Annotated in this window: 18 protein-coding genes; 3 read left to right on the forward strand and 15 right to left on the reverse strand. The window is 63.3% G+C overall.

Going from position 1 to position 22,847, the window contains the following annotated elements:
• Window positions 1–155 precede the first annotated feature (155 nt).
• The 3 genes from RBA41_RS01465 to RBA41_RS01475 form a co-directional block, all read right to left on the reverse strand.
• Window positions 156–1,574 (reverse strand): DUF3999 family protein, encoded by a 1,419-nt coding sequence (locus tag RBA41_RS01465; RefSeq protein ID WP_306620273.1) that lies wholly within the window; start codon window positions 1,572–1,574, stop codon window positions 156–158.
• Window positions 1,575–1,591: 17 nt separating this feature from the next.
• Entirely contained in the window at window positions 1,592–4,825 is a 3,234-nt protein-coding gene (locus RBA41_RS01470; protein WP_306620274.1) for a DUF2339 domain-containing protein, read from the reverse strand.
• 85 nt (window positions 4,826–4,910) lie between these two features.
• Window positions 4,911–5,435 (reverse strand): arsinothricin resistance N-acetyltransferase ArsN1 family B, encoded by a 525-nt coding sequence (locus tag RBA41_RS01475; protein WP_306620275.1) that lies wholly within the window; start codon window positions 5,433–5,435, stop codon window positions 4,911–4,913.
• A gap of 109 nt (window positions 5,436–5,544) precedes the next feature.
• Between RBA41_RS01475 and RBA41_RS01480 the strand changes: the two genes are divergently transcribed.
• On the forward strand, window positions 5,545–6,318 hold the full coding sequence (locus RBA41_RS01480) for a glutaminyl-peptide cyclotransferase (protein ID WP_306620276.1): 774 nt from the start codon (window positions 5,545–5,547) through the stop codon (window positions 6,316–6,318).
• A 17-nt stretch (window positions 6,319–6,335) separates the two neighbouring features.
• Here the strand turns inward: RBA41_RS01480 and RBA41_RS01485 are convergent, their stop codons facing one another.
• Window positions 6,336–7,736, reverse strand: coding sequence for an MbnB/TglH/ChrH family RiPP precursor modification enzyme (locus tag RBA41_RS01485; RefSeq protein WP_306620277.1), 1,401 nt, complete (start codon window positions 7,734–7,736; stop codon window positions 6,336–6,338).
• On the opposite strand from RBA41_RS01485, the gene RBA41_RS01490 reads away from it, so the two are divergent.
• On the forward strand, window positions 7,735–8,031 hold the full coding sequence (locus RBA41_RS01490) for a hypothetical protein (RefSeq protein ID WP_306620279.1): 297 nt from the start codon (window positions 7,735–7,737) through the stop codon (window positions 8,029–8,031). The genes RBA41_RS01485 and RBA41_RS01490 overlap by 2 nt on opposite strands.
• 227 nt (window positions 8,032–8,258) lie before the next feature.
• On the opposite strand, the gene RBA41_RS01495 is transcribed toward RBA41_RS01490, so the two are convergent.
• From RBA41_RS01495 to RBA41_RS01510, 4 genes are all read right to left on the reverse strand, one after another.
• Entirely contained in the window at window positions 8,259–8,990 is a 732-nt protein-coding gene (locus RBA41_RS01495; protein WP_306620281.1) for an ATP-grasp domain-containing protein, read from the reverse strand.
• Between the two features lie 45 nt (window positions 8,991–9,035).
• Window positions 9,036–9,788, reverse strand: coding sequence for a DUF2310 family Zn-ribbon-containing protein (locus tag RBA41_RS01500; protein WP_374709469.1), 753 nt, complete (start codon window positions 9,786–9,788; stop codon window positions 9,036–9,038).
• Window positions 9,789–9,835: 47 nt separating this feature from the next.
• Window positions 9,836–11,515: a TonB C-terminal domain-containing protein gene (locus RBA41_RS01505; RefSeq protein ID WP_306620285.1), complete on the reverse strand. Its 1,680-nt coding sequence runs from the start codon at window positions 11,513–11,515 to the stop codon at window positions 9,836–9,838.
• 75 nt (window positions 11,516–11,590) lie between these two features.
• A complete protein-coding gene (locus RBA41_RS01510) occupies window positions 11,591–13,315 on the reverse strand; it encodes a molecular chaperone HscC (protein WP_306620287.1) in 1,725 nt (574 codons plus the stop codon).
• Between the two features lie 438 nt (window positions 13,316–13,753).
• Here RBA41_RS01510 and RBA41_RS01515 point away from each other — a divergent pair, with 438 nt between their 5' ends.
• Window positions 13,754–16,201 carry a hybrid sensor histidine kinase/response regulator gene (locus RBA41_RS01515; RefSeq protein WP_306620289.1) on the forward strand — a complete coding sequence of 816 codons (2,448 nt, stop codon included), beginning with the start codon at window positions 13,754–13,756 and terminating at the stop codon, window positions 16,199–16,201.
• 204 nt (window positions 16,202–16,405) lie between these two features.
• Here RBA41_RS01515 and RBA41_RS01520 read toward each other — a convergent pair whose 3' ends face one another.
• From RBA41_RS01520 to RBA41_RS01550, 7 genes are all read right to left on the reverse strand, one after another.
• The gene (locus RBA41_RS01520; protein WP_306620291.1) at window positions 16,406–17,008 is read right to left on the reverse strand and encodes a PEP-CTERM sorting domain-containing protein; all 603 of its coding nucleotides are present in this window, start codon (window positions 17,006–17,008) and stop codon (window positions 16,406–16,408) included.
• A 452-nt stretch (window positions 17,009–17,460) separates the two neighbouring features.
• A complete protein-coding gene (locus RBA41_RS01525) occupies window positions 17,461–18,297 on the reverse strand; it encodes a leucine-rich repeat domain-containing protein (RefSeq protein WP_306620293.1) in 837 nt (278 codons plus the stop codon).
• An 80-nt stretch (window positions 18,298–18,377) separates the two neighbouring features.
• Window positions 18,378–18,935 (reverse strand): cytochrome b, encoded by a 558-nt coding sequence (locus RBA41_RS01530; RefSeq protein WP_306620295.1) that lies wholly within the window; start codon window positions 18,933–18,935, stop codon window positions 18,378–18,380.
• A gap of 2 nt (window positions 18,936–18,937) precedes the next feature.
• Window positions 18,938–20,179, reverse strand: a complete 1,242-nt coding sequence (locus tag RBA41_RS01535) for an erythromycin esterase family protein (protein WP_306620297.1) — start codon at window positions 20,177–20,179, stop codon at window positions 18,938–18,940.
• 246 nt (window positions 20,180–20,425) lie between these two features.
• The gene (locus RBA41_RS01540) at window positions 20,426–21,379 is read right to left on the reverse strand and encodes a hypothetical protein (RefSeq protein WP_306620299.1); all 954 of its coding nucleotides are present in this window, start codon (window positions 21,377–21,379) and stop codon (window positions 20,426–20,428) included.
• Window positions 21,380–21,383: 4 nt separating this feature from the next.
• Window positions 21,384–22,040, reverse strand: coding sequence for a hypothetical protein (locus RBA41_RS01545; RefSeq protein WP_306620301.1), 657 nt, complete (start codon window positions 22,038–22,040; stop codon window positions 21,384–21,386).
• Between the two features lie 96 nt (window positions 22,041–22,136).
• Window positions 22,137–22,844: an SMI1/KNR4 family protein gene (locus tag RBA41_RS01550; RefSeq protein ID WP_306620303.1), complete on the reverse strand. Its 708-nt coding sequence runs from the start codon at window positions 22,842–22,844 to the stop codon at window positions 22,137–22,139.
• Window positions 22,845–22,847: the final 3 nt, after the last annotated feature.

Below are 22,847 nucleotides of genomic sequence, written 5' to 3' on the forward strand. Positions count from 1 at the left end.
TGCGTGCAAAATTGAATGAACCAGGCCGGATCTCCATGACGATTTCCTCCGAATAACTGCCAGTCGTTGAACTCCCTGTCAGTCAGCGTAGGCGGCAAAGCCGGGCCCGGCACTGTCGAAGCGCAAGCGCGCCGCGCGTGGTCCTTCCACATTCCTTATTTCATTTGCTTGATCAGGCGCCACGCCATGAAGGAAAGCACGCCTACGCCGGCCAGCAGGGCGGCCCACAGGGCGAACATGCGGGTCCGGGCGGCAGCGGCTGCCTTTTCCGCAGCGCCGGGAGCGTCGGCGGCCCCCGCCTTGGCCGATGCCAGCGGCCCGGCCACCGCGCTTTCGAGCGCGGCAATTTCCGCCGGCGTGAAACCGGGCGCCACCTGGGCCAGCGCAGTGGCGCCGGGCTTGGCGTCGGCCCGCCCGAAAGCGAGCCGGTACGGCGGCTTGCCGTTGGCCAGGAACACCACGGTGGCCGGCGACCATGCCAGGCGCAGCGCCGGTGCCGCCGCACCCGCCGTCCCGGTGCGCAAAACCCACTCGGCCTGATGCGCTGGGGTAATGCTGATGTCGCCCGAAGCGCGCCGCTTGCCGCCCTGCGTCAGCTGATAGAAGGTGGCGGCCGCCAGCGGCTCGAAATGCCAGGTCGTCGCCCGGCCGCCCTGGCGGTCGGGCAATTCCACATAGCGTCCCAGCTGGGCCGGCAGTACCACGTTCTGCTCGCCCAGGTCGAGCCCGATGCGCTGCACGGGAATGGCCAGCGAGGAAGGATAGACATGGTCGTTGGGAAAACGGCCCGGCCTGGGCTGGATCACGAGGCGCTCCACGGCCGGCGCCAGCGCCGTATTCAAGGGCGATTCGGCGCTGATGGCGGCAAACTGCAGCGGCTTGCCCTGGCGCCAGCTCAGGCGCGCATAGCGGAATGAGCGTGCCTCGAAGTCCATGCGGTCGCTGGCCAGGGTTTCGGCGCGCTCGTTGACCAGCCACGAAAGATCGGTTTCGCCGACCGTATCCCAGCGCTTGAGATCGTCGCTCACTTCCAGTACCACGCGCGCGCTGTAGCTGCTCACCCCGGCTGGCAGGGTGAAACGCAGGGCATCGATGGTGACCGATGTTGCCGGCGGGCCAAGGTCGAGCACCAGCGTATCGATGCCGGAAGCGGCCGCCGCAGGGCGCGAACGCGTACTGACCGACAGCACCGAGCCGTCGCCGGAGCGCTGCACGTCGATGTCGATGTCCGCCGTGGAGCCGGCCGGACGCGCCGTCTGCAGCCCGAACAGGCGCACCGGCAGGTCGCGCCGCGAACGTTCGGCGCGCGCGGCCGGCTCCTGCAGGCTGAACGCCAGCTTGTTGCCCTGCGCATCGAACAGGCGCAGGTCGCGCAGGTCCGCCGTGCGGGCATGCAGGTACACGTCTTTCGGCAGGCGCAGCCGCACCACCGATTCCTTGCCGCTCACGCTCAGCGGCAGCGCGTGGCGGTAGTCGTCCGGCCTGTCGCTGGCCGGCGCCTCGGCCGCAGCCAGCGGGGCGGCCGAGGCAGCCAGTGCGGCCACGCAGAGGAAGGCCAGTGGTTTGTTCAGCATGGAGTCGGATCCTTGGTTCATGTTGCCGTCGCTTCCGGCGGCGTGTCGTGTTGCGTTGGGAACGGTGCAATATAGCCGATCACGACCATCAGCAAGCCGACGCCGACAAAACTGATGATGCGCGCCACGCCGCCCACGTTCGACAGGTCGACCAGGAACAGCTTGCCGACCACCAGGCCGAGCAGCACCGCGCCGACAATCCACTGCCTGCGCGATTCCTGCTTTGCCGCGCGCCACATCAGCAGCAGCGCAGACACGCTCCACACCAGCGACAGCATGGCCTGGATGAACTGCGACGCGAACAAGGTGTCGACGTTGTACGGGATGCCCAGATAATGCGCCGCCGTGCGCAGCAGCATCAGGTTGAACCAGGCGTAGCCGGCCCAGGCCAGCGCCGTGGGTACGCGCGCAAGGAATATCTGTTCGTTCTCGCCGGGCTGGTCCGCCAGGCGCATGCGGTAGCACACCACCGCCAGCAGCATGGCGAAGCCGCTGGTCAGGTCGAGCGGATTGAGCACCGGCAGATAGGGCAGGGGAGCCATGGCGCCGTCCTGGGTCAGGTTCCACACGGCGGCCAGCAGCAGCGACCAGCCGGTCGCCAGCGGGATCAGCACGCCCCGGTGCCAGCTGGCCGCGGGCGCTGCCGGCCACTTGCCGGCGCGCGCGCGGCCGCTGACCCAGACGATGGCCAGCATCATCAGCCAGGCCGGGATGAAATTCGCCCAGCTGCCGCTGGTTTGCCAGCCGGCCTGGCTCAGCAGGACCGCATCGGCGTCGTCGACGCCGTACAGCCAGCGCGATACCGCGATCGCGGCGGCCGGCCAGATCATCAGCCACGGACCGGCGGTACGCAGGGTGTGCAGGGCCTTGAGCCATGGCGCGGGGATGGCCCAGCCATTGAGCGGCCAGCGCTTGAGCAGGTATTCCGACGTCAGCCACAGGCTGGCCAGGGCAATCCCGGCTTCGAGCGCGATGGCGTAGCCTTCGTACAGTTCCACCAGAATGGACACGGTCGCCACCAGCAGCCCGGCCCAGCCGGCAACGCTGAGCCAGCGCAGCGTGTGCCACGCCAGCCGGCGTGCGGCGGCGGCAAACGCCAGCGCCGACAGCGCCACGGCCACGCCATATACCGACAGCAGGGACACGCTGGCCGACTCACCGCCGCCGATCAGCTGGTAGCGGCTGTTGAGCCAGGTGCAGAAAAACACCAGCACGGGCGCGAACCACCAGAGCGCCGACCATAGCAGCATGGCCCTGGACAGCTTGGGATACTGCTGCTCCGGCACGCGCTGCATGGCCCAGCTGCTGAAGATCGCACCGGCGAAGATGATCAGCGCGGCCAGGAACGGCGTGCGCCACAGGTCGGCCCGCGGCGAGTACGAGGTAAGCAAGAGGGCCAGCGTGAGCAGCACCAGGACGGCGCCGCCAGCCACCTGCACGCCCAGCGCCAGGCTGCGCGCCAGCGGCCATTGCATGCGTTTGGCGATGAGCGCCAGGATGACCGATGCCGCCAGCCCGCTCGCGGCCATCAGCGCGGCCTGCGTGCTGCCGCTGGTGCGCAGCATGACTTCGGTCCACGCGCCGCCCACCAGCCACAGCGCCGCGACCGTCAGGAACGCGCCGGCCAGCCAGGCTGGCAGCGGTGCAGGCAGGTCGCCGTCGCGCGAGCGGAAATTGGTGGCCATCAGGAAAGCGGTGCCGGTCAGCAGCAGGAAGCCGAGCCACAGATTAGCATTCGCGGCCTCGGCCTGGCCATCGATACCGCTGATGGCGGCAATAAACGAGATCCACGCACCGGCTTGCACCAGCAGGCCGAAGGCGCAGGTGAGCGCCTGGCGCTGGCGCAGGCCGACCCAGACCACGCCGGCGCCTTCCAGCGCCCATGCGGCCGAGGTCCAGCGGCCATCGAGCGCGAACGGCAGGGCCAGCGTGCCGAACACCAGGCCGAGGGCCAGGAACGATTCGACCAGCAGCCTGAAGTTTTGCGCGCCGCGCCGCCACATGGCCAGCGCCGCCGTGGTGTAGAACAGGCCCAGGCCGAGCGCCGAGAACGCCACGCCGAAACGGGTATCCTTGACCAGCCCGTACTGCAGGCCGAAGGCGACCAGCGGCACGCCGAACACCAGCGTGGCGTCGACATAATTCTTCAGCGCCGGCGCCTGGCGCGCGGCGAAAGCGATGGCGATGGCCACATAGAAGATCACGAAAACGATCAGGAACAGCTGGGTCGACAGGTAGTTTTCCGGCCCGTAGCGCAGCACGCCCCACGCCGTGCCGATCACGAAGGTGAAGGCGAAGCCGATCAGGTTCAGCGTGCGCCACGAGCGCTTGAGCGCAATGCCCAGGATGCCGGCATTGAGCAGTGCGTAATACGAGAACAGCGCGATATGGCTGCCCTGGCCGGTGGAGGTCATGATCGGCGCCAGGAAGCCCCCGGAAATGCCGAACACGGCCAGCCAGAAGGCATTTTGCAGCACTGCCAGCAGGCAGGTGAAGAAGGTCAGCGCGAACAGCAGGGCGAACGCCATGCCGCTTGGAATCAACTGGTACAGGCGGAACGCGCCGAAGGTCACCAGCATCAGGATACCCAGCGCGGCCCCCTGCACCGGCAGGCTGATGCCACGGCGCGTATCGCGGATACGCCAGCCCCAGACCAGCAGGGCAATATCGGCAATCACGATGCCCACCAGGCGCAGTTCGATCGGCACGGTGGTGCGCTCGGCCGCATACTTGAGGAGGAAACTGACGCCGATAAACAAAATGAGCAGGCCGAGCTTGGCAACCAGGTTGCCGGTAAACAGCCATTTCTTCGCTGCCAGCATCCACGCCGGGGTCGGCGCCAGTGGCGGATCGACACGCTCCGGACGGCGCATCGCTTGCGCGGGCGCGGCGGGCTCCGGCGCCGGCAGGGGATCGGCAGGCCTGAACGGCACTGGTGGAACAGGATGCGGCGCGGGCGCGCTGACCGGTCGCATCGCCACCGGCATATACGGTACCCTGGCTTCGTCGGAAGAGGCCTGCGCCGGCACGGGCGGCGCCGCGGGACGGGGCGCAAGCGGTGGCGCGGCAGCCGGCGCGGTAGCCGGCGTCGCGGATGGACCACGCGTCCTGTCTTCCTTGAGCGCGATCACCTCGGCGGTCAGTGCCGCGACGGTTTTCTCGAGCTCGTCGGCCCGCCGCGCCGCCGCCTTGCGAAAGCGCAGGAAGTGGTAATAGAACGCGAACGGCAGCAAAAACAGAATTACGTCCATCAATTTTCCTTGGGTTGCGAACTATGCAATTTTGCATGTTAGCATTCCAAGCGGAAATTGCTACCATTCGATGATTAGTCGCCTTTTACGCGCCTTGCAGTTTCAGTTCCCAGTACGCGACGTCGATCCAGCGTCCGAACTTGAAGCCGACTTCGCTGAAATGCGCGACCTTCTTGAAGCCGAGTTTTTCGTGCAGCGCGACGCTGGCCTCGTTCGGCTGCGCAACCCCGCCGATCACCATGTGCACGTCACACTGCGCCAGGCGCGCCAGCAATGCCTTGTACAGCGTGGCGCCATGGCCCTTGCCGCCCAGCTCCGGCGCCAGGTAGATCGAACTTTCGACCGCGAAGCGGTAGGCATGGCGCACCCGCCACTTGGTGGCGTAGGCGTAGCCGATGACGGTGTCGCCTTCGGTCATGGCAAGAAAGGGCAAGCCGGCTTGCTGGATATCGCTGATGCGGCCGGCCATTGCCTCCTCGCTGACGCTCTCTTCCTCGAACGAGATGCTGGTGGTCAGGATATAGTGGTTATAGATGGCGACGATTGCAGCGGCGTCGGCAGCCCCGGCATCACGAATATTCAATACAGACTCCCCCTGTTGGCTGTTCATTTTTATGGCAGCTCCGCGCTGGCGGCGCCGTCCCGCTACAATTGTATTAGTATTCATGTCTTGATGCAGGGCATGACTTCCGTTTCAGCGATTCGACCTGAGGTGTTATTTGAAGAGATTTCCAATTGCGGCACTGAGTTTGCTGCTGGCCTGTGCCGGCGCGGCGCAGGCTGCCATCCCCGTGTACGGCTTTGTGGTCAAGAACACGTATCCGCACGATCCGGACGCCTTTACCCAGGGGCTGTTCTATTCCGATGGCATTTTGTACGAGAGCACCGGCCTGAACGGAAAGTCGTCGGTCCGTAAAACCGACCTGAAAACCGGCAAGGTGCTGATGAAAACGGACATCGCGTCGGATTACTTCGGCGAGGGCATTACCGACATCGGCAACAACATCGTGAGCCTGACCTGGACCTCGCATGTCGGTTTCGTGTTCGATAAAACGACCCTGAAAATGAAGCAGACCTTTTCCTACCCCGGCGAAGGCTGGGGATTGGCGAACAACGGCAGCGACATTTTCATGAGCGACGGCACCTCTGCCATCCGCGTGCTCAATCCAAAAACGCTGGCGGAAGTGCGGCGCATCCAGGTCACGGCCGAAGGCAAGCCGGTCGACCGCCTCAACGAAATGGAATGGGTCGACGGCGAGCTGTTTGCCAATGTGTGGGGTTCCGACGTGATTGCGCGCATCGACCCTGCCAGCGGCAAGGTAGTCGGCTGGATCGACCTGGCCGGACTGCTCGACGAGAAAAGCCGGGCCGCCGGAACGGTCGATGTCCTCAACGGCATCGCTTACGACAGCAAGAAGCGGCGTCTGTTCGTCACCGGCAAGCTGTGGCCCAAGCTGTACGAAATCGAACTGGTGCGGCGCCAGGGGCGCTGAGCGTCAGGACACGGCGCTCAGGGGCCGATGGTCAACGCAAATTCGCCGCGGTCGGTAAAGTCGGGCATGCGCGCGGTGCGCAGCGCCATCAGCAGCGGCAAGGGCGAACAGGTAAAGCGCACGGTTTTCGGCTGCCCGTACATGCGCACCTGGTGCGTGGCCAGTTCGAACGCCAGCACCTCGTCCAGATGCGGAATGTGGAGCGCCTGGGTGCGCAGGAATTCGGCGAAATTGAGCGCTTCTTCGGTGGCAAACGGCTCCGGCGGCCGGGTTTTCCAGAATGCCTGCAACAGCGCGAGAAACGCCGTTTCGCCGAGCGTGAGCGAAATGAGGCGGTAACTGAGCGTCATCGAATCGACGATGGTTCCGCTGCGTACCGCCGCCACCAGCTGGCGCAGCACACGAATGCCTTCATCGCCATCGAGCGGCAGCGTGCAAGGCTCGTCCGCGGTGATTCCCAGCACTTTGCCAGCCAGCGCGCGTTCCCATTGCGGCGGTGACGGCAAGGCGCCATCGACTGCCGCCGCGTGGTGGATAACGCCGCGCGGCGCGGCGGCCGCCACCCGCAGGGTTGTCTTGCGCTGGTCCCACAGACGGTGCAACTCGTGCAGTTGCGCTGTCAGGTGGCGATGCGCGATCTCGCGCGCGGGCAGGTAGGCCGGCACAATTTCAAACATCAGCGCCTTGAGATTGGGCAGCCGTGGCAGCACCGCGTGGGCCAGTTGCATCAGGTCGGCCGGCACCAGCCCCGAATGCGCATCGAGATAATACCCGTCGAGATAATCGCCGCCCGCCAGATGAACTTCGCACACGCGTTCGAGCGGCATATCGTCGAGCGCCGCCAGCACGCTCTGGCGGCCATTGCGCTCGTTGCACCAGAGGTTATGCAGGTCGAGCAGGATGGCGCAGTCGGCTTCCTCGGCAATGGCGCCGAAAAACGCGCCGTCCGACATTTCGCCAGGCACCGGCTGCAGATAATTGACGCCGGTCTCGAACGCCAACGGCACCGGTAACCGGGAGCTCAGCGTCCGGATATTGGCCGCAGCCAGCGCCACCGTTTGCGCGGTTTGCAGCGGCGGCAGCAAGAAGCCGGTATTGAAGACGCCATCCGGTCCGCTGGCGCGCGAAAAACTCAGATGCTCGCTGGCCCATGCCGCGTCGAGCGCCTTGACCACATCGACAAACAGCGCCACTTGCTCGGGCTCCGGCGGCACGCTGCCGCCAATCGGAAAACCGACGCCATGCACCAGTCTGGGATGAGGATCGGCGCGCAATTGCGCCAATACGTCGGTATTGATTGCGTACGGCACCCCGGCGGCCGCGGATTTGAACCACACCGGCTGGGGCTCGATTTCGATGACGTCGATCAGGTCCTTATTGGCATCGATGAACGCTTCCAGGCCGGGAAGACAGACCATGCCAACGCCAGATTCCGGTAATTCCCGCATATTCAGGGCTCAGTTGCACTTGCGGCGGATCGAGTGCCCGGACCGCGAGATGGGCATTGACGCTGAGGCGGCGCTGGAAATCGTCACGGATATCGCATCCGGACATGCAGGCCTGGCAGCCTGGTTGCCCCGGCAGGTCTTTCCGGACGCGTTGGCACCAGCCCAGGTTGAAATACACCTGGGCCGGCAGGGAGGCGTTGACAGTGCGGTTGACGGATTGTGCAGCCAGGGTGGATCGCAGATCGTATTGGTATCCATTGCGTGACGCTCCTCGTGATGCCGGCGGTAACTTGTGCCCTCGGGAAATGCGGTACGTGTTCCCGGCAGCACTGTCTTCATCATTAATGCTGAGGCTGGCTGCGGATTAAAGTATAGGCATCACCCACCGTGCATCCGGCGTCAAGTGCACCGACTTTGCGCGGCATCAAAGGCGGACGCGGAACGTCCTTGATTTGCGACACCCAGCGGGCGGCGTTTTCGGCATAACCATTGTCAACGCTTGACCGAGGCACGCTCCAGTACCGCGAGAACGCGTTCGGCGTCGCAGCCGTAGATGCCTGCGCCCCACGCCGCGTTCTGCTCAACGCAGGCCCAGCCGCGCTCCTCGATGATGCCGACATCGACCACGGTGGCGGCGGGCAGATCGACGGCCGGGTCGGCCAGCAGCCGGGCAATGAATGCCTCCAGTTGCGCATCTTCTTCAGGAGTGCTGTGAAAGCCGGCATCGCGCTGCAGTTCGCCCCAGCGCGAATAGACCGAATAGGTGCACAGGGTCCGGTCGAGAATAAAGCAGCGAAACTCCATTTCCCATGTGACCACGCCAGAAACCAGGACCGGCATGGCGTCGTCATATTCGGCAGGCAGTTCCGATCCGCGATAGACGGCCGCCGGAAAGCTCTTGTCATTGGGCGGCTTGATGAATGCCGGCGCCGCAAGCTGACGCGCGGCGCCCAGCGTGGAGAGGGAAATGTCGCGTTTGCGGTAGTCGAAGGGAAGCTGCACCAGCCAGTCTTCGTCCGGATTGAGCAAGGCCAGGCCGAGCTGCTCCGCAAGGGTCGGGCCGAACAGCGCTTCACCGTACAGCACCGGATCGGCCAGCGATTGCAGCGCCGGCGGCACGCGCCAGGCGGCCAGCCGCTCCACCTGCCAGCCAAGGCGTGCCGCCGCCTTCCACAGTATGTGCGAATCGTCGGTATGGCGCGGGGTGAGGATCAGGGTGGGCATGGGGCAATCAGGGCGGGGAAAAGATCAGGGATTGTCATCATATAGCTAACCAGCGCGCAGATTGAAAGCGAAGTTCGATAATAGCCGGCAGTTGTCGCAGCGAAAATCGAAGGGTTTGCGCAGCGTCGTCGCCAGATGCCACGGTCCATCGCACAGCGGACAACGCCGTTGTGCTTCCAGCGCAGCGCTGCGGCCCTTGCCCCGGTACAGATAATAATAGAATGGCTTCCCGGCCCGGCCCGACAAGGTCGCGCAGCATGCGCGGCCTGCCGCCGACAGCGCGCTATCGATTGCCGACATCTGGCGCGTAGCCGATCTTTCCAGTACCGTGCAATTCATTTGCAATCGGTCGCATGACTGATAATCGGACTGCCACGAGATCACGTCGTAAAACTCGGTATCGGGCGGCGCTGTGTACCGGTACAGTGGCACCGGCCCAAAGCAGTCCATGCACCGCACCGGCGACTCCAGTGTCAGATAGGTGGTGAATAAAAGATAAGCGCTCGGGTCAGCACAGTCGCATGCCTTGGCGGAGTCGCATTCTTCCCCGATCACCGACCAGGCAAAGGTGATGCCTGCCTGCTGAGCGTCGGCGATACGTTGCCTGACGTAGGTGCCGTGATACCGCTCGTCGAGCGAATCCGCCGCGGGCGTCAATACGGTCGTGAAACAGCAGCCGTCGTCCATGACCATCGGCCATTCCCTGCCGCAGACCTGGCCGTTCTGCCTCAGCGCACCCAGAAACAGATTCAGATGCTCAGCCGGCTCGTCCGCAGGCGGCGGGCCGGCGAAGCGCATGTCAATTCGTAGAACGTGCATTGCCGTCCCTCCGTGTGCGACCGTGCTTACTGCGTGATCAGCGGGTCTTCATTGGCCTCGTCGGGCGGGGGCTGCGCAGGGCGCGGCCTGGTGTCCGCCGGCTCGGGAGCCGGCGGTGCCTGCCCGAATTCCCGTGAGGGCGGCGGAAACACCGGCGCTGGCGGGGAAACGAACTGGTGCGGGCGAAGCACGCGTGTGATCCGGACCGAATGCGTCACGCTGAAGAAGCGCGTGGTCGACGCTGGAAACGGTTTCGTTTCTCTCACCGCCTTGGCGACCGCGTCCTCGTAGCGCTGATCGCCCGATCCGCTCAATTTTTTCAGCGACTTCACCTTGCCCCGGGCATCGAGAAGAACTTCAAACTCGACCGATCGAAGGCCGGGCGCGGCATCCTTGTCGACCTTGTAGTCGATGCGCGCGCCGATCTCGTCGAGCTGGGCACGCGTCAGCGGCTCGCCCTGGGGGCGCGCCGTCCCGGGCGCGGTTGCGGGGTTCTTGTTCATCGCGGTGAGCAGGGGGGCGTAATCCTGTTCCTGGCCGAGCTTCGGAGGAGACGGCCTCCACGGAGCCTCGCTGAGCGACTCCAACGTGGGCGGCGGCGCGATCGGGATAGTGGGGGATTTCGATCTCATCGTGCTGAACAGGGTGGAAATCAATATCATCACGCCAATGATCCAGCCGTACGACGAGCCGGACTTTTCCGGTTCGCCCGCTTTTGCCCATTCGCTCTCCTTGACGGTGAGCGGCGCGCCGCTCTTGGCAGTCAGGCCGGCATATGCCTCGTGCCAGCGGCCGATAGCCTCCTCGTCGGCCATGATCCTCATCAACACCGGGAAACGCGCCATCATCGTCTGCAAATGCGGCATCATGCGGCGCACTTCGCCAAGCCGGGGCAGCGCCGCCCTGCGCAAGGCGGATAGCACTTCTTGCTGCCCGGCACGGTCGGCCTGGTCCTGGACGTGGAACATATTGCGCTCGTCAATGGCGCGGTTGACGATGGCGCCGGGATGTCCGAACCTTTCGAGGCGATGGCGGTCTGACATCCATCCAAACACACTGAGTGAGGCGAAGAACAGGGTTTCGTGACCAAGCTGGCGCGCGCCTGCCAGGAAATAGGTAATGCGCGCCTCGAATCCCATGCGGGCGGCGATATTGAGCAGGCGGTCGTCGTTCAGGCAGCGCTGCAGTTCGTCGGCCCAAAGGCCGTCGTCATAGAGCATGCGGCCTGCGCGCAGCGTGGTCAGCGCGTCCAGGAACTCCCGGAAGACGGCGCCGGCCAACTGCTCGGGATCGGTTTCGATGCCGGCGTCGCGGGAGGACGGCGCCACGTCCGCATCTGCCCGGTAGGTAGGAACGTTGTATGCCACCGGGGCCTGGGACGGCGCGTACGACGGCTGTTGTGGTTCGGGGCCGCCGTCGTTGGCGTGGCTGGGGTCGGCGCTGGCGCTGCTGTTATCGCCGCCGTCGCCGATGCGGTCGTCGATGCCGTCATCGTCATCGTCGTCATCGTCACCCTCGTCCTCGTGGCTGGCCCAGGACAGCCATGCCAGGGCCGATTCGTAATCCGTGCGCAGGATCTGGAAGCGGTCCGCTTCGGTTTCCTGGTCGATTTGTTTCAGCTGGCGGGCGTAGGCGCGCCGGATGGCACGTTCATCCGCGCTTCGGTCGAGGCCCAAACGGGCGAGAAAGGTGGGTACGAGGAGCATGATGAGGAAAGGAGGGTGCGCCGGAGCAGGCAAAGGGTGAGGCCGGGGCGCCGCTTGACGGCGGCGCCGGAGGCATCACAGGTCGGCGTCGCCAAAAGGGTTGCCGGCGTGCTGGTGTTCGACGTAATCGAGCACCTGCACGAAACGCTTGGCTGCGGCGTCGATGATGCGCTTGTCTTGGGTTTCCAGGTTGCCCTCGAAGCGCGTCATTTCCACCGACAGCTGATCGCGCACGCTGCCGCGCAATTGCTGATACAGGCGCTCGCCGCGGGCCAGCAGGGTGCGCATTTCGATGCGGTCGCGCGGGTGGATTTTAAGCTGCGACAGCGACGCCAGACGCTCCTTGATTTCCTGCGGCGACATCATGCCCGGATTGCCTTCGATAATCAGGACGGCGCTCTCGGCACCCTTGCGGGCGGTCGCCTCGACCTGCAGCAGGCCGTTGACGTCGTAGGTAAAACGCACCTCGACCGACCTGTCGTCGCGCGTGCCGGGTGGGACCGGAACGCTCAGGGTGCCCAGTTTGATGTTGTCGGCCACCATGCGCGCTTCGCCCTGGTAGACATTGATTTCGATAACACTTTGCTGATCGTGAATCGGCGAGTAGGTCTTGACGCGGCTGACCGGCACCACGGTATTGCGTTCGATTACGGGGTCGAAGTGGCCGCTGGAGTGGCCGCCCGATTCGTAGTGCATGGCGATTTCCACGCCCAGGGAGTAGGGCGAGACATCGGTCATGACGACTTCGTCGAGGGCGGCATCCTTGCTTTTCAGGCCGGCCTGGACCGCCGCGCCGAGCGCGACGACTTCGTCCGGATTGATGTCGCAGGCCGGAAAGCGCCCGAACATGCGCGCCACCATGCGCCGCACCACCGGCATGCGGGTGGCGCCGCCGGCCAGCACGATATTGTCGAGCTGGGCGCCGACCAGGTTGGCGTCGCGCAGGGCCCGTTCGACCGGGTGGCGCAGGCGCGCCAGCAAGGGCGCGCACAGCGTCTCGAAGGTGGGCTCGTCGAGTTCCATCGAAAAATTGTCGCTGCCTTCGGTGACGCGGATCAGCGCGCGCGCGGACGTGCTCAGCTCGCGCTTGGCCAGTTCCACCTGGGCGCCGAGGCGCTGCATGAAGTGGGCGTTCTCGCGGTAGTTCTTGTTGAGTTTGTTGTGCTCGAAGAAACGGTCGACCAGCGCGGTGACGAAATCTTCGCCGCCCAGGAAATTATCGCCCGCCGAGGCGCGCACTTCCATCACGTTTTCGAACAGGTCGAGCACCGAGACATCGAAGGTGCCGCCGCCGAGGTCGAATACGAGGAACCTGCTTTCGCTGTCGCGCAGGTGGATGCCGTAGGCGAGGGCGGCCGCGGTCGGCTCGTTGAGCAGGCGGTCGACCTTGAGCCCGGCAAGCTGGCCGGCGGCGCGGGTGGCCTTGCGCTGGGCGTCGGAGAAATAGGCCGGGACGGTGATGATGGCTTCCGTGACCGGCTGGCCGAGGGCGGCCTCGGCGTCTTCCTTGAGCGCGCGCAGGATCAGGGCCGACAGTTCTTCGGCGCGAAAGGCGCGCTTGCCGAGGGTGATTTTCTTGTCGCTGCCCATGTGGCGCTTGAAGGCGGCGGCACTTTGGGCCGGATGGGTTTGCAGGCGGTCGCGCGCGGCGCGGCCAACCAGGATCGTGCCGTCTTCGTCAACGCTGATGCAGGACGGGGTGAGGACATCGCCCAGCTGGTTGGGGATGAGGCGGGCGGCGCCGTTCTCCCAGACGGAGATCAGGCTGTTGGTGGTGCCGAGGTCGATTCCTACGATCATGCTAAATCCCATTGAGTGACGGTGAGGCGTCGCCGTGCGGCTAAACCTTTCAGTACAGCAATGATATCCGAAAACCGGAAGATCGTTGGCATTTGAGCAATCGATCATGCTCAAATTCATCTTGCGGCGCAACACTTTGGCGGCGTGGGAACGTAGGTGGAAGTGGAACAAAGGTAAACAAAAAAGACCTGCTTGCGGCCCTGATTGAGCAACTGGGGCGCCATCCGCATGGGGCGTCACGGATGGCTGATGACGGCAATGCGATGCGAATGGGGTGAACAGGGGAATGGGAAGAATCGGGCGATAAGCGCGAAAAGTATTGATTGGATTGAGCCGTCCGTCCGATTGGCCTATGCCCATTACAAGCCCTCGCCGGTAATTTCACGCTTTGCAACCCGAAATGGGTTACATTCTTTCAATAGTCATCTTGGAAATCCGATGCTTCATCTTCCGTCCGCTTCCCGGGCCGCTCCTGTCGCAAGACTCGCCGCCGAGCACCTGCTTCAGCTTTTCGAACAAGCGCCCAGTTTCATGGCGGTTCTCCTTGGTCCGCATCATGTGTTCGAGATGGCCAATGGCGCCTACCTCCAGCTGATCGGGCACCGTGACCCTCTCGGAAAGCCCGTGCGCGAGGCGCTTCCCGAAGTGGACGGGCAAGGCTTCTTCGAGTTGCTCGACAACGTCTATGCGACGGGGAAGCCCTTCGTCGGCCGGGGCCTTCGCATCGAACTGCAACGCGAGCCGAACGGTTCGGTCGAGGCGCGCTACCTGAATTTCGTCTATCAGCCCATCGTTGACGAGCAGGGCGCTGTCTACGGGATTTTCGCCGTGGGAAGCGACGTATCCGAGCTCTTCGAGGCGCAGGAGGCGTTGGCCGGTAAGGTTCTCACTTTGGAGCGGTTGGAAAAGCGCCAGGCGCTGCACCTTGAGCTGGCGGACGCGTTGCGTCCACTTTCATCCGACGAGGATATCGGTGCCGTCGCCGCGCGTCTGCTCGGGCGCGAGTTCGGAGCGCAAAGCGTGGCCCTGGTCGAAGTCGATGAAGGCTTGGGCGTTTTCGAGGCACGCGTTTTCGGCGGTAAAGCGCCCGCGACAGGGGAGATTCGACGCGGATTGCTCGACGAGTTCGGCGCGTCCGCGACGGGCTTGCTGGCCAAAGGTCATCCCTTCGTTGTCGCCGCGGGCCCGTTTGTTCAATCCCAGGGTAGCTCGATCCATGGTCTTCTGAGCGCCGACGAGTCAGCCTTAGTGATGGCGGTTCCCTTTGCAAACGACGGATGCCTTGCGCGGTTTCTCGCACTCGCGCGGCTCGCAGCCGCGCCGTGGGAAAAGGAGGATGTCGACCTCGTCAGGGCGATGGCCGAGCGCGTGTGGAGCTCCCTGGACACCTGCCGTGCCCAGTCGGCCTTGCAGGCCGAACGCGACGAGAGCCGCCACATCTTTCTGAACATGACCGAGGGCTTCGCGATCATCGGCTCCGATTGGCAAATGAAGCAGATAAACGCCCTCGGCTTGAAGGTAGGCCAAAGGGAGGCGCAAGTCGTCGTCGGCCGCTCCCTTTGGGACGTTTGGCCAGAGATCATCGGCACCGAGGTGGAGACGCGCTATCGGCGGGTCATGGGGTCGCGCAGCGCTGAAACATTCGAAGAGCTCGTGGCGTTTTCGAACGGGGAAAATGTTTGGCTGGAACTGCGGCTGCTGCCGATGCCCGACGGCGGCATGGCGGTCCTCTACCGGGACATTGGCGACCGTAAGAAAGTTCTTCAAGGGTTGCAGGACGCAGATCGCCGCAAGGACGAGTTCCTCGCCATGCTGGCCCATGAGCTGCGTAATCCGCTCGCCCCGATCGTCTCGGCCGCGCAGATGCTCGCCGTGGTCGCCGACAACGGCGCGCAGGTCCGGCACCTGGGCCAAATCATCGCGCGCCAGGCCAACCACATGACGAGCCTGGTGAGCGACCTGCTCGACGTCTCGCGCGTGACCAGCGGCTTGGTCAAGCTCGACAGCGAACGGGTAGACATGCGGCAAGTCGTCGACGAGTCGGTCGAGCAGGTCATGCCGTTCGTGGAGGCGAAACGCCACAAGCTGACGCTCTCGTCCTCCGCGCGATCGGCCCTGGTCATGGGCGATCGGAAGCGCCTCGTGCAGGTCGTCACGAACCTGCTGCAAAATGCCGCAAAATACACGCCCGACGGGGGCGAGATTTCGGTCGCTATCAAGGTGGACGGCGCGCGGATCGAGGTGTCCGTGCACGATGACGGCACGGGTATGGATGCGGAGCTGCTGCCGTTCGTCTTCGACCTGTTCACGCAGGAGCGGCGCTCGTCGGATCGGGCTCAAGGTGGCCTCGGTCTGGGCCTGGCCCTCGTCAAAAGCCTGGTCGCCCTGCACGGCGGCGAGGTGGAGGCGCTGAGCGCCGGGTTGGGGCGTGGCTCGACGTTCACGGTGTCGCTGCCGATGCTCCGCGCACTGCCGCAGGATCCCTTGTCGGACATGGGCAGCCTGTTGGTGTCGCCGAAGCCGCTAAAAATGCTGGTGGTCGACGACAACGTCGACGCGGCCGACCTGCTGGCCATGTTCCTGGAGACCTCGGGCCACGAGGTGGTCGTCCAATACAGCTCGACGGACGCCTTGGAGAAGGCCGCGGCCGAGAAATACGACGTGTTCCTGCTCGACATCGGGCTGCCCGACATGGACGGCAACGAACTGGCGCGGCGCCTGCGCGCGAGTTCCCAATCGGCCCATGCGACGCTCATCGCCGTCACAGGATATGGCCAGGAGTATGACAAGGAGAGCGCCATCGCGGCCGGCTTCGATTACTACTTCGTCAAGCCCGCCAATCCCAAGCTATTAGTGGAATTGTTGGCCGGTATCAATCCCGCATAGCGAGGCAAGCCTTCCTGGAACGCGGGCGCCAGACACTGTTGCTGCCACCGGTTCGAGCACGGTGACAGGAAGCAACTGACAAGCATTCTCGGCAGTCGCTTCATTCAGAGCGCCGAATTGCTTACGCCAGGTCGAATCAACCTGGCAATGCTGGAGTACCAGGGCAGGCGAACTACGCCACGATACGCCGAATGCAATAGCGTTTCAGCATCGGGACATCGTTCGTCCCTGGCGGCGCCAGGCGACTACTCCCAGCAAGGTCAGGCCGCCCAACATCATTCCATAGCTCGACGGCTCCGGAACTGCGGGCAATACGCCCGAGGTCATATCAAGGCTGACATTGCGGGTGTGGAGCGCCCATCCCGGGTAGTCCCAGGCGTCGGTGTACATGCGCACGGTGACGCCAGCGTTCCACTGGGCGCTGTCGAGAGCGGCATTGATGCCGGCGAAGTGCCCGGCGTTCGAGATCAGGGAGTAATTATCCGTCTTCCAATCGTGGTTGGCGCCGGCCACATGCAGCGTGTACAGGGCCGTATCTCCGGCAAACAGCCCTACATAGACGCCATTGGTCAGATCCTGGTTTCCCCATCCCTGGTCCCTCAGTGTCACTGACGTGTTGAGGCCGATGATGTCACCGACATCCGATTGCAGGGAAAAACGGCCGATTTCGAATTTTCCGGCGTTGACCCACGCATATTGGTCCGTTCCGGGCGAGGTCAGCGTGTACGTACCCGCCGCCGCCGATAGAGGCAAACTCAGTGCTGCAACGGTGAATGCGGTCAATAGCTTGTTCATGTACGACGTCATGACTATCTCCAGGAAAGTGTGCCAAATGGCGATACAAGTATGCGGAGAAATGACGTAATTAATAAATTGATAAAGCTAATCGAATCCTATCTGTCAATACAGACGCGATCCATATCCTGCCGAAAGGACAGGAATTTTTCTGGAAAATCCATGGAATTGCGAATGTGTAATAACTTATTGCTTGCCACGGCACGTTTTATTTCATCCAGCACAAAGAATGATATCAAGAGCAAGGAATGTTATTTCTCATTAACGGCATGCGTGCTGGCATTCAAACCGCGAACGAAATAAATATCACCGCTGTGGTAATTTGGCGTCATGCGCCTTCATCGTGCGCGCAACACTCTCGCAGATTAAACGCGTTCCTGCCCAGCAGGTTTCGGGAAACGTGGCAGGGGTTGCGATTGCTTATGGTAAATTCCGGGAAGTGCCTCGGCCTGCGCATCGCCATTTCAGGTAATGCGCAGGTACGTGTACCGGGCGGCCAGCTCGTCTCGCTGCGACGGCGTCAGGTCCACGCCATCGAGCCATAGCCGTTTCAACGACGTGATCGCAAACAGGAGCGGCAACAAGGTTTCGGCACGCATGGAAGGCAAGTGGTCGTACCCGCCGACGGACAGGTATTCGAGCTCGGGCAGTTCAGCGAGCAGAACGAGATCGGCTTCCGGGATGGATGTTGCCCACATATCAAGTTGGCGAAGCTGCTTCATGCCGCACAGTGATGCGAGGCCTGCGCGCGAGATGTTGGTTGCACCGACGCTCAGGCAGGTAATCGACGTGGACGCGCTCAGTTGCTCGGCCATCGTATCGTCGAAGCAGGAAGCCTCCAGGTCCAGCGATGCGAGGGCCGGCAATTGAAGAATTGCGTTTATCGCCTCTGAAGAAAGCTCCGCTCCCTGTGCGCCGAGTTCGCGCAGGGACTGACACCTGCAAATTTCAACGACGTCATTTGCGGACAGAGAGTGATTTCCTCTGAACTCCTCCAGCGTGGACGCCGCCGAAAACCCTTCCAGCCTGCCGGGTTTTACAATCCCGAGCACATCGAGGACGCGTAAGCCGGGAATCGACACGACATGGCGCATCGCGGTTCGGGTGATATCACCCCATAGCCATAATTGCTCCACTGACTCGAACGAGCGAAATCCTTGTGCGATGCGCTCCGTCACCAAAGGAATCGTGGTCAGCGACAGCTTCCCGACAGGACCACGTTTTGCATAACGACGCAGATCGGCCGAGGAAAAACTGCCCTCGATATTTATACAGTTGGATTCGGTCGTTTTACTATCCATGCAAGTTCATTCAGAGAGCGCCTTCGAATAAGAAACGCTCATCATAACAAACCGGCCAGCGGGCGATGCCTTCTTCAGCGTCACTGAATATGTGCGCCGACCATCCGGCGTAACGTGCCATCGCGGGCGAGAACATGGTGTTTCAGCGCCCCGGCGACGTGCAGCGTGATGACTGCGATGAGAAAGTAGCCAAGCCAGGCATGCATCAGTTGGGCTGCCTCGGCCCAGGCGGCGCTGTACGGAATCACTTGGCCGGGATGCACGGGGTCGTGCTGTTCGTGCACGACCGGGATACCGAAGATGCCGAAGCCATGTCCGCTCGCTCCGCTAAAGAGCATACCCGTCAGTGGCATGGCGAGCGTGCCGATGATCAGCATCCAGTGCACCGCCTTGGCAACGCCTTGCTCGATGCGCGAAGCGGCTCCGAGCGCTGGCAGCCAGCCTTGACGGATGCGCCAGGCGGCGCGCGCGAGCATCAGTCCTAACAGGATGACGCCGGCTGATTTGTGCCAGGGGTAGAAGCTCCACGCTTCAAAGCGCACCATGTAGAGGCCGACCCCGAGCATGGCCAGCATCGCCAGCGCGCAAAGCCAGTGCAATGCAATCGTGGTGTAGCTCAAGCTGAGTTTCTTGTCCATCGTCAGCGCGTCATCGTGACCGGCGTCACCGCCGGAATAAAGAAAAGTACATCCCAATGCGTGCCGAGCCGTCCCGCGGCGCCGGTGAGATATTCGTAACTGAACTGGGTCAGGTCGACCGGCGCGAGCGGCGTTAAACCGATGAGGGTTTTGCTCTCCTGCGCCAGGCGTTGCTCCAGGCTCTGGGCGGCAGGTGTCGGCACCGCCGCCGGTTTTCCGGAGACATATTCGAAAATCGTACCGCCAGCGGTGCTGAACTGCGCCACTTTATAGTCGCGTCCCCAGTGCCGGTGCATGACTTCGCCAGCTTGCAGGTTCGTTGGCGAGCGCTGAAACCCCCGTGCCACGTGCACGGTGTGCCCCCAAATCACCACTTTCTTGCCGGCGAAAAGATGATCGGCAAGCCAGATCGCGTTCGCGCCCATCTGGTTGTCACGCTGGTAGTCGCGGTCGCCACTCCAGTAGCTGGTGGCTTGGGCATGGATGCTGCGAACGACCTTGCACCACCAGGTACGGCCCTTAAACGCGGCGTCGTCCTGCTGGCATAAGTTCGATTCGAGCAGATTGGCGTGGCGCAGAAATGTCTCTCGCTCCGACGTCTGTGGCGCCTCGCGCTTCATCGCGAACAGCGCGTTGGCGATCTTCGCATAAGCGGTCCAGCCGGCCCCCTCGGCCAAGCCGGGTTGCTGCTTGCGCAGATAGGATTGCAAGTCCCCGATCAGTTCTCTCTGGCTAAGCTCACCGGTATGCTGACTGTCGATGCCGCCCAGTTGCATGGGTTTCCCGAGCGAGCGCTGGCGGTCCAGGTACTGCAGCATGCCGCGGCCCTCGGCGCTCTTCGCATACATGAAGAAAACATTGCCGGGCGCGCTTGCATCGAGCTTCTCACCGCGTTCCGCGCGCTCTGCCAGCCGTCCGATATCGTAAAAGCCGCTTTCAAGCAGTAACACGTCAAAGCCCATGCGCTGATGCAGGAATTTGAGCAGGCGTGTTTTCAACAGATACTCTTCGCGCGCGCCGTGAGTTTGCTCGCCCAGCGCGACAATGCGCGCATTTCCGATGGCGTCGGCAAAAGGCTTCAAATCACTGAAGTCGTCGTTATCGGGATCGACGTCGGCGATCGGCCATTGCAGCGCAGGCAGCGGCGTTTTTGCAGGGGAAGTGGGCGCTTGAGCGTATGCCGGTCCGGCCGCAACGGTAAGCAGCAGGGCGGCAATGGGTGCGAGCCGGTATAAATGTGACAAGCTTGTTCCGATCAGTATGGGGGAGGAAGCACGCCTATATGCATGCCAAATAGGTACCAATTATGCTTTCAAGCATACCTATTAAATACCAATCGCGCAAATTGTTTTGTATGAAGGATTTGGAACGACCACCACCCGGTATCTCGCTAAGACGTCGCCGGCGGTGGCGGTGGAGGGCGCCAGCATGTTTCCGACGGGGGTTGCGCGCAAGCGGGCGTGAGCGACATGCTGGCGATTCGGAGCGCCTTATCGTAATGCCGACGATCCGTCGCCAGGCGTGCCAAGCGCCCCGGCGGCGTCCACTTTCGTGACAGCGGCAACCGGCGCTACCGCCTTGACCTTGGGCGGCTGAATGTCGGGCCTGCCGTTTTGTGCCGCAAACGGACCGGTGTTGACGTTATAGGCCGCGATGGCGGCGGCAATCGCCGGGTCGCGCGCGGCCAGCTGCGCCTGGTCAGGCGCCGGGATCGCCGGTGGCTGCGGTGTGATGTTCGGGTCCGCGTTCTGGTCCTGGATTGCTGACCGGGCCGTCGTGGCCGTCCGCACGGCAGCGGCCGGCCGCGAAAACTGATCTGGCGCGACGGGCGCGGCTGCGGCTTGCGCCAGCTGGTCCGCGCGACGCTGTTCCATGCTTCTTTCCACGTTGAGCTGGTCGACTCTGAGGGCGTCGCGCTTGGCGATGTCCTCGGCCAATGCGGCACGTACTGCGTCGCTGGCGCCGGCGATTTTCTCGTCGAGCTCGCGTGCCGCCTCGCGTTCCGCCTGCAACTGTTGCGCCAGAACGCGAGCCTGTTCCGCCACGCTGACGGCGTTGCTTGCCGTGGTGTCGGGTTCGGAGATCGTGGTCGTCGCCGGCGTGGTAGCGGTCGAGACCGGCTGGAACCGGTCTTCCGTACTCAGCGTTGCCGCAACTGGTGGCGCTGCGGTTGCGGCTGGCGCTGCCGTTGCAGTTGGCATTGCAGGTGCAGTTGGCGCTGGCGCCACTATTGGCGTAGCGAGCGCTTCGACCAGGGTGGCATTGGCGGCGAGCGCTTGTGCGTCTGGTTCTGCCGGCAGCGAGGCCAGGCGCGCGCCTTGGGCCTGTGCCTCTGCTTCCGGCGAGGGGACCAGGTCGATCTGCACCGGAAAGTCGCGACCCTCGCCCAGGTCGCCTTGGGCAATCGACTGCGGGAACCCGGTTGCGCGTTCGTCAAGCTGCACGGTTTCATTGCGCGGCGACAAAAACCGGGGGCGCGGCGCCGATCACGCTATCGTCGGAAAGGAAAGAGACGCCGGCCGCCTGTGCCTGGACTTGCGTGCTGACCACGCCGAAGAAAGCGTTAGCGGCGCGCTCCAGCAATGCCGACGTGGCGACCGGGTCTTGGCGAAACGCGTCCCGCAGCGCCGTCTCGTCCATACTGAGCGTGCCGGGGGTGGTGCTGGTCGCTGGCGTAAAGCTCAGGCCGATGGCAGCCAGGCTGGCGTCGGCATCCTGCGGCGTGCCGCCAAACTGCTGGAAAAATTGCGATTGCAGCGATTGGTCGCCCAGCGTGTCCATCGCCGCGCCGGTATTGTCGACCGCGCTGGTCTGCAATTCGTTGAATATGCTGGCCACGGCTGCCGCTGCAACCGTCACGTCGGCAAGCTGCTTGGATGCATCCGTGTCGGCAGCAACAGCGTTTTGCAAGTCCAGCATCTTTTTCTGGAACAACGAGGCCAGCGACAGGAAGCGCCCCGAAGTCGACAGGTCCACCGTGGTGGGGGCGACCGCCGCCAACGGCAGGCTCTGGACCTGTTCGATGGCCAGCGTGTGTGTTGGCGCGAGGGGAGCAATCAGGCCTGTGCTGCGTGCCGAAAGCGGCGTGATCTGGGGGGTATCCATGATGAACCTTCCGCCTTCGGCGTATCTGATTGGTCAATTATGGCCCTTATTTGCCCCCGGCACTGTTAGGACTGTTAATAAATCCCGCCCGACTGGTTAGCCGTCCGCCAGGCTCTGTGCGCATGCCTCGAACTGCTGTGTAATGAGCTCGTCCAGTTCCTTCCCGGGGAAAATATCCTCGTCGCCCGAAAAATTGGCGACCTCGAGAAGCGTTTGGGCGCGCCGTTCTTGGCGCGACAGTGGCGGATCCTCCGGCGGTACGATATTGCCCAGCGTTTCGAGCTTCCATACGTTATGGCCGCCTTCATCCTGGTCGAAATGCAGGCATCCGAACAGGCCGTTGCGGTCGAAATACCAGTAATCGTAAACGTCGTCGCTGATGATGCGCTCGCCGAACACCACGTAGTTCTCATTGACGATCTTCGCCAGCTCGGGATCGATCACCTCAAGCTCCGTGCGCCCGCCCCAGGAGTCATGAATATAATTAAGAAGCCCCATAGCCGGCGCCGCATCGCCGCCCGCACGCAGCCGTTCCAGCAGCCTGCTCGCCGAGCGCACCTCGATCGTCTGCCAGGACGATCCGTATGACGCGTGCCCGAAGGCGCCACACTGCTGGTACAGCGCCTTCAATGCGTCGGGAATGCCGAATCCAAGAATGCCCTCCAACGCCGCAATATCTTCCGCCGAATCGGGCTCGGAGAAATTGAGCGCAAACCAGTCGTCATCGTCGTCCTCATCATCCTCATCCTCGTCAACTCGGACGAGGCGCTCGTTCAATTCTTCGATCTGGTCCCGGGTAATCATGGC

Origin of the sequence: Massilia scottii (genome assembly GCF_030846495.1) — a bacterium.
GTDB lineage: Bacteria > Pseudomonadota > Gammaproteobacteria > Burkholderiales > Burkholderiaceae_D > Telluria_A > Telluria_A violaceinigra.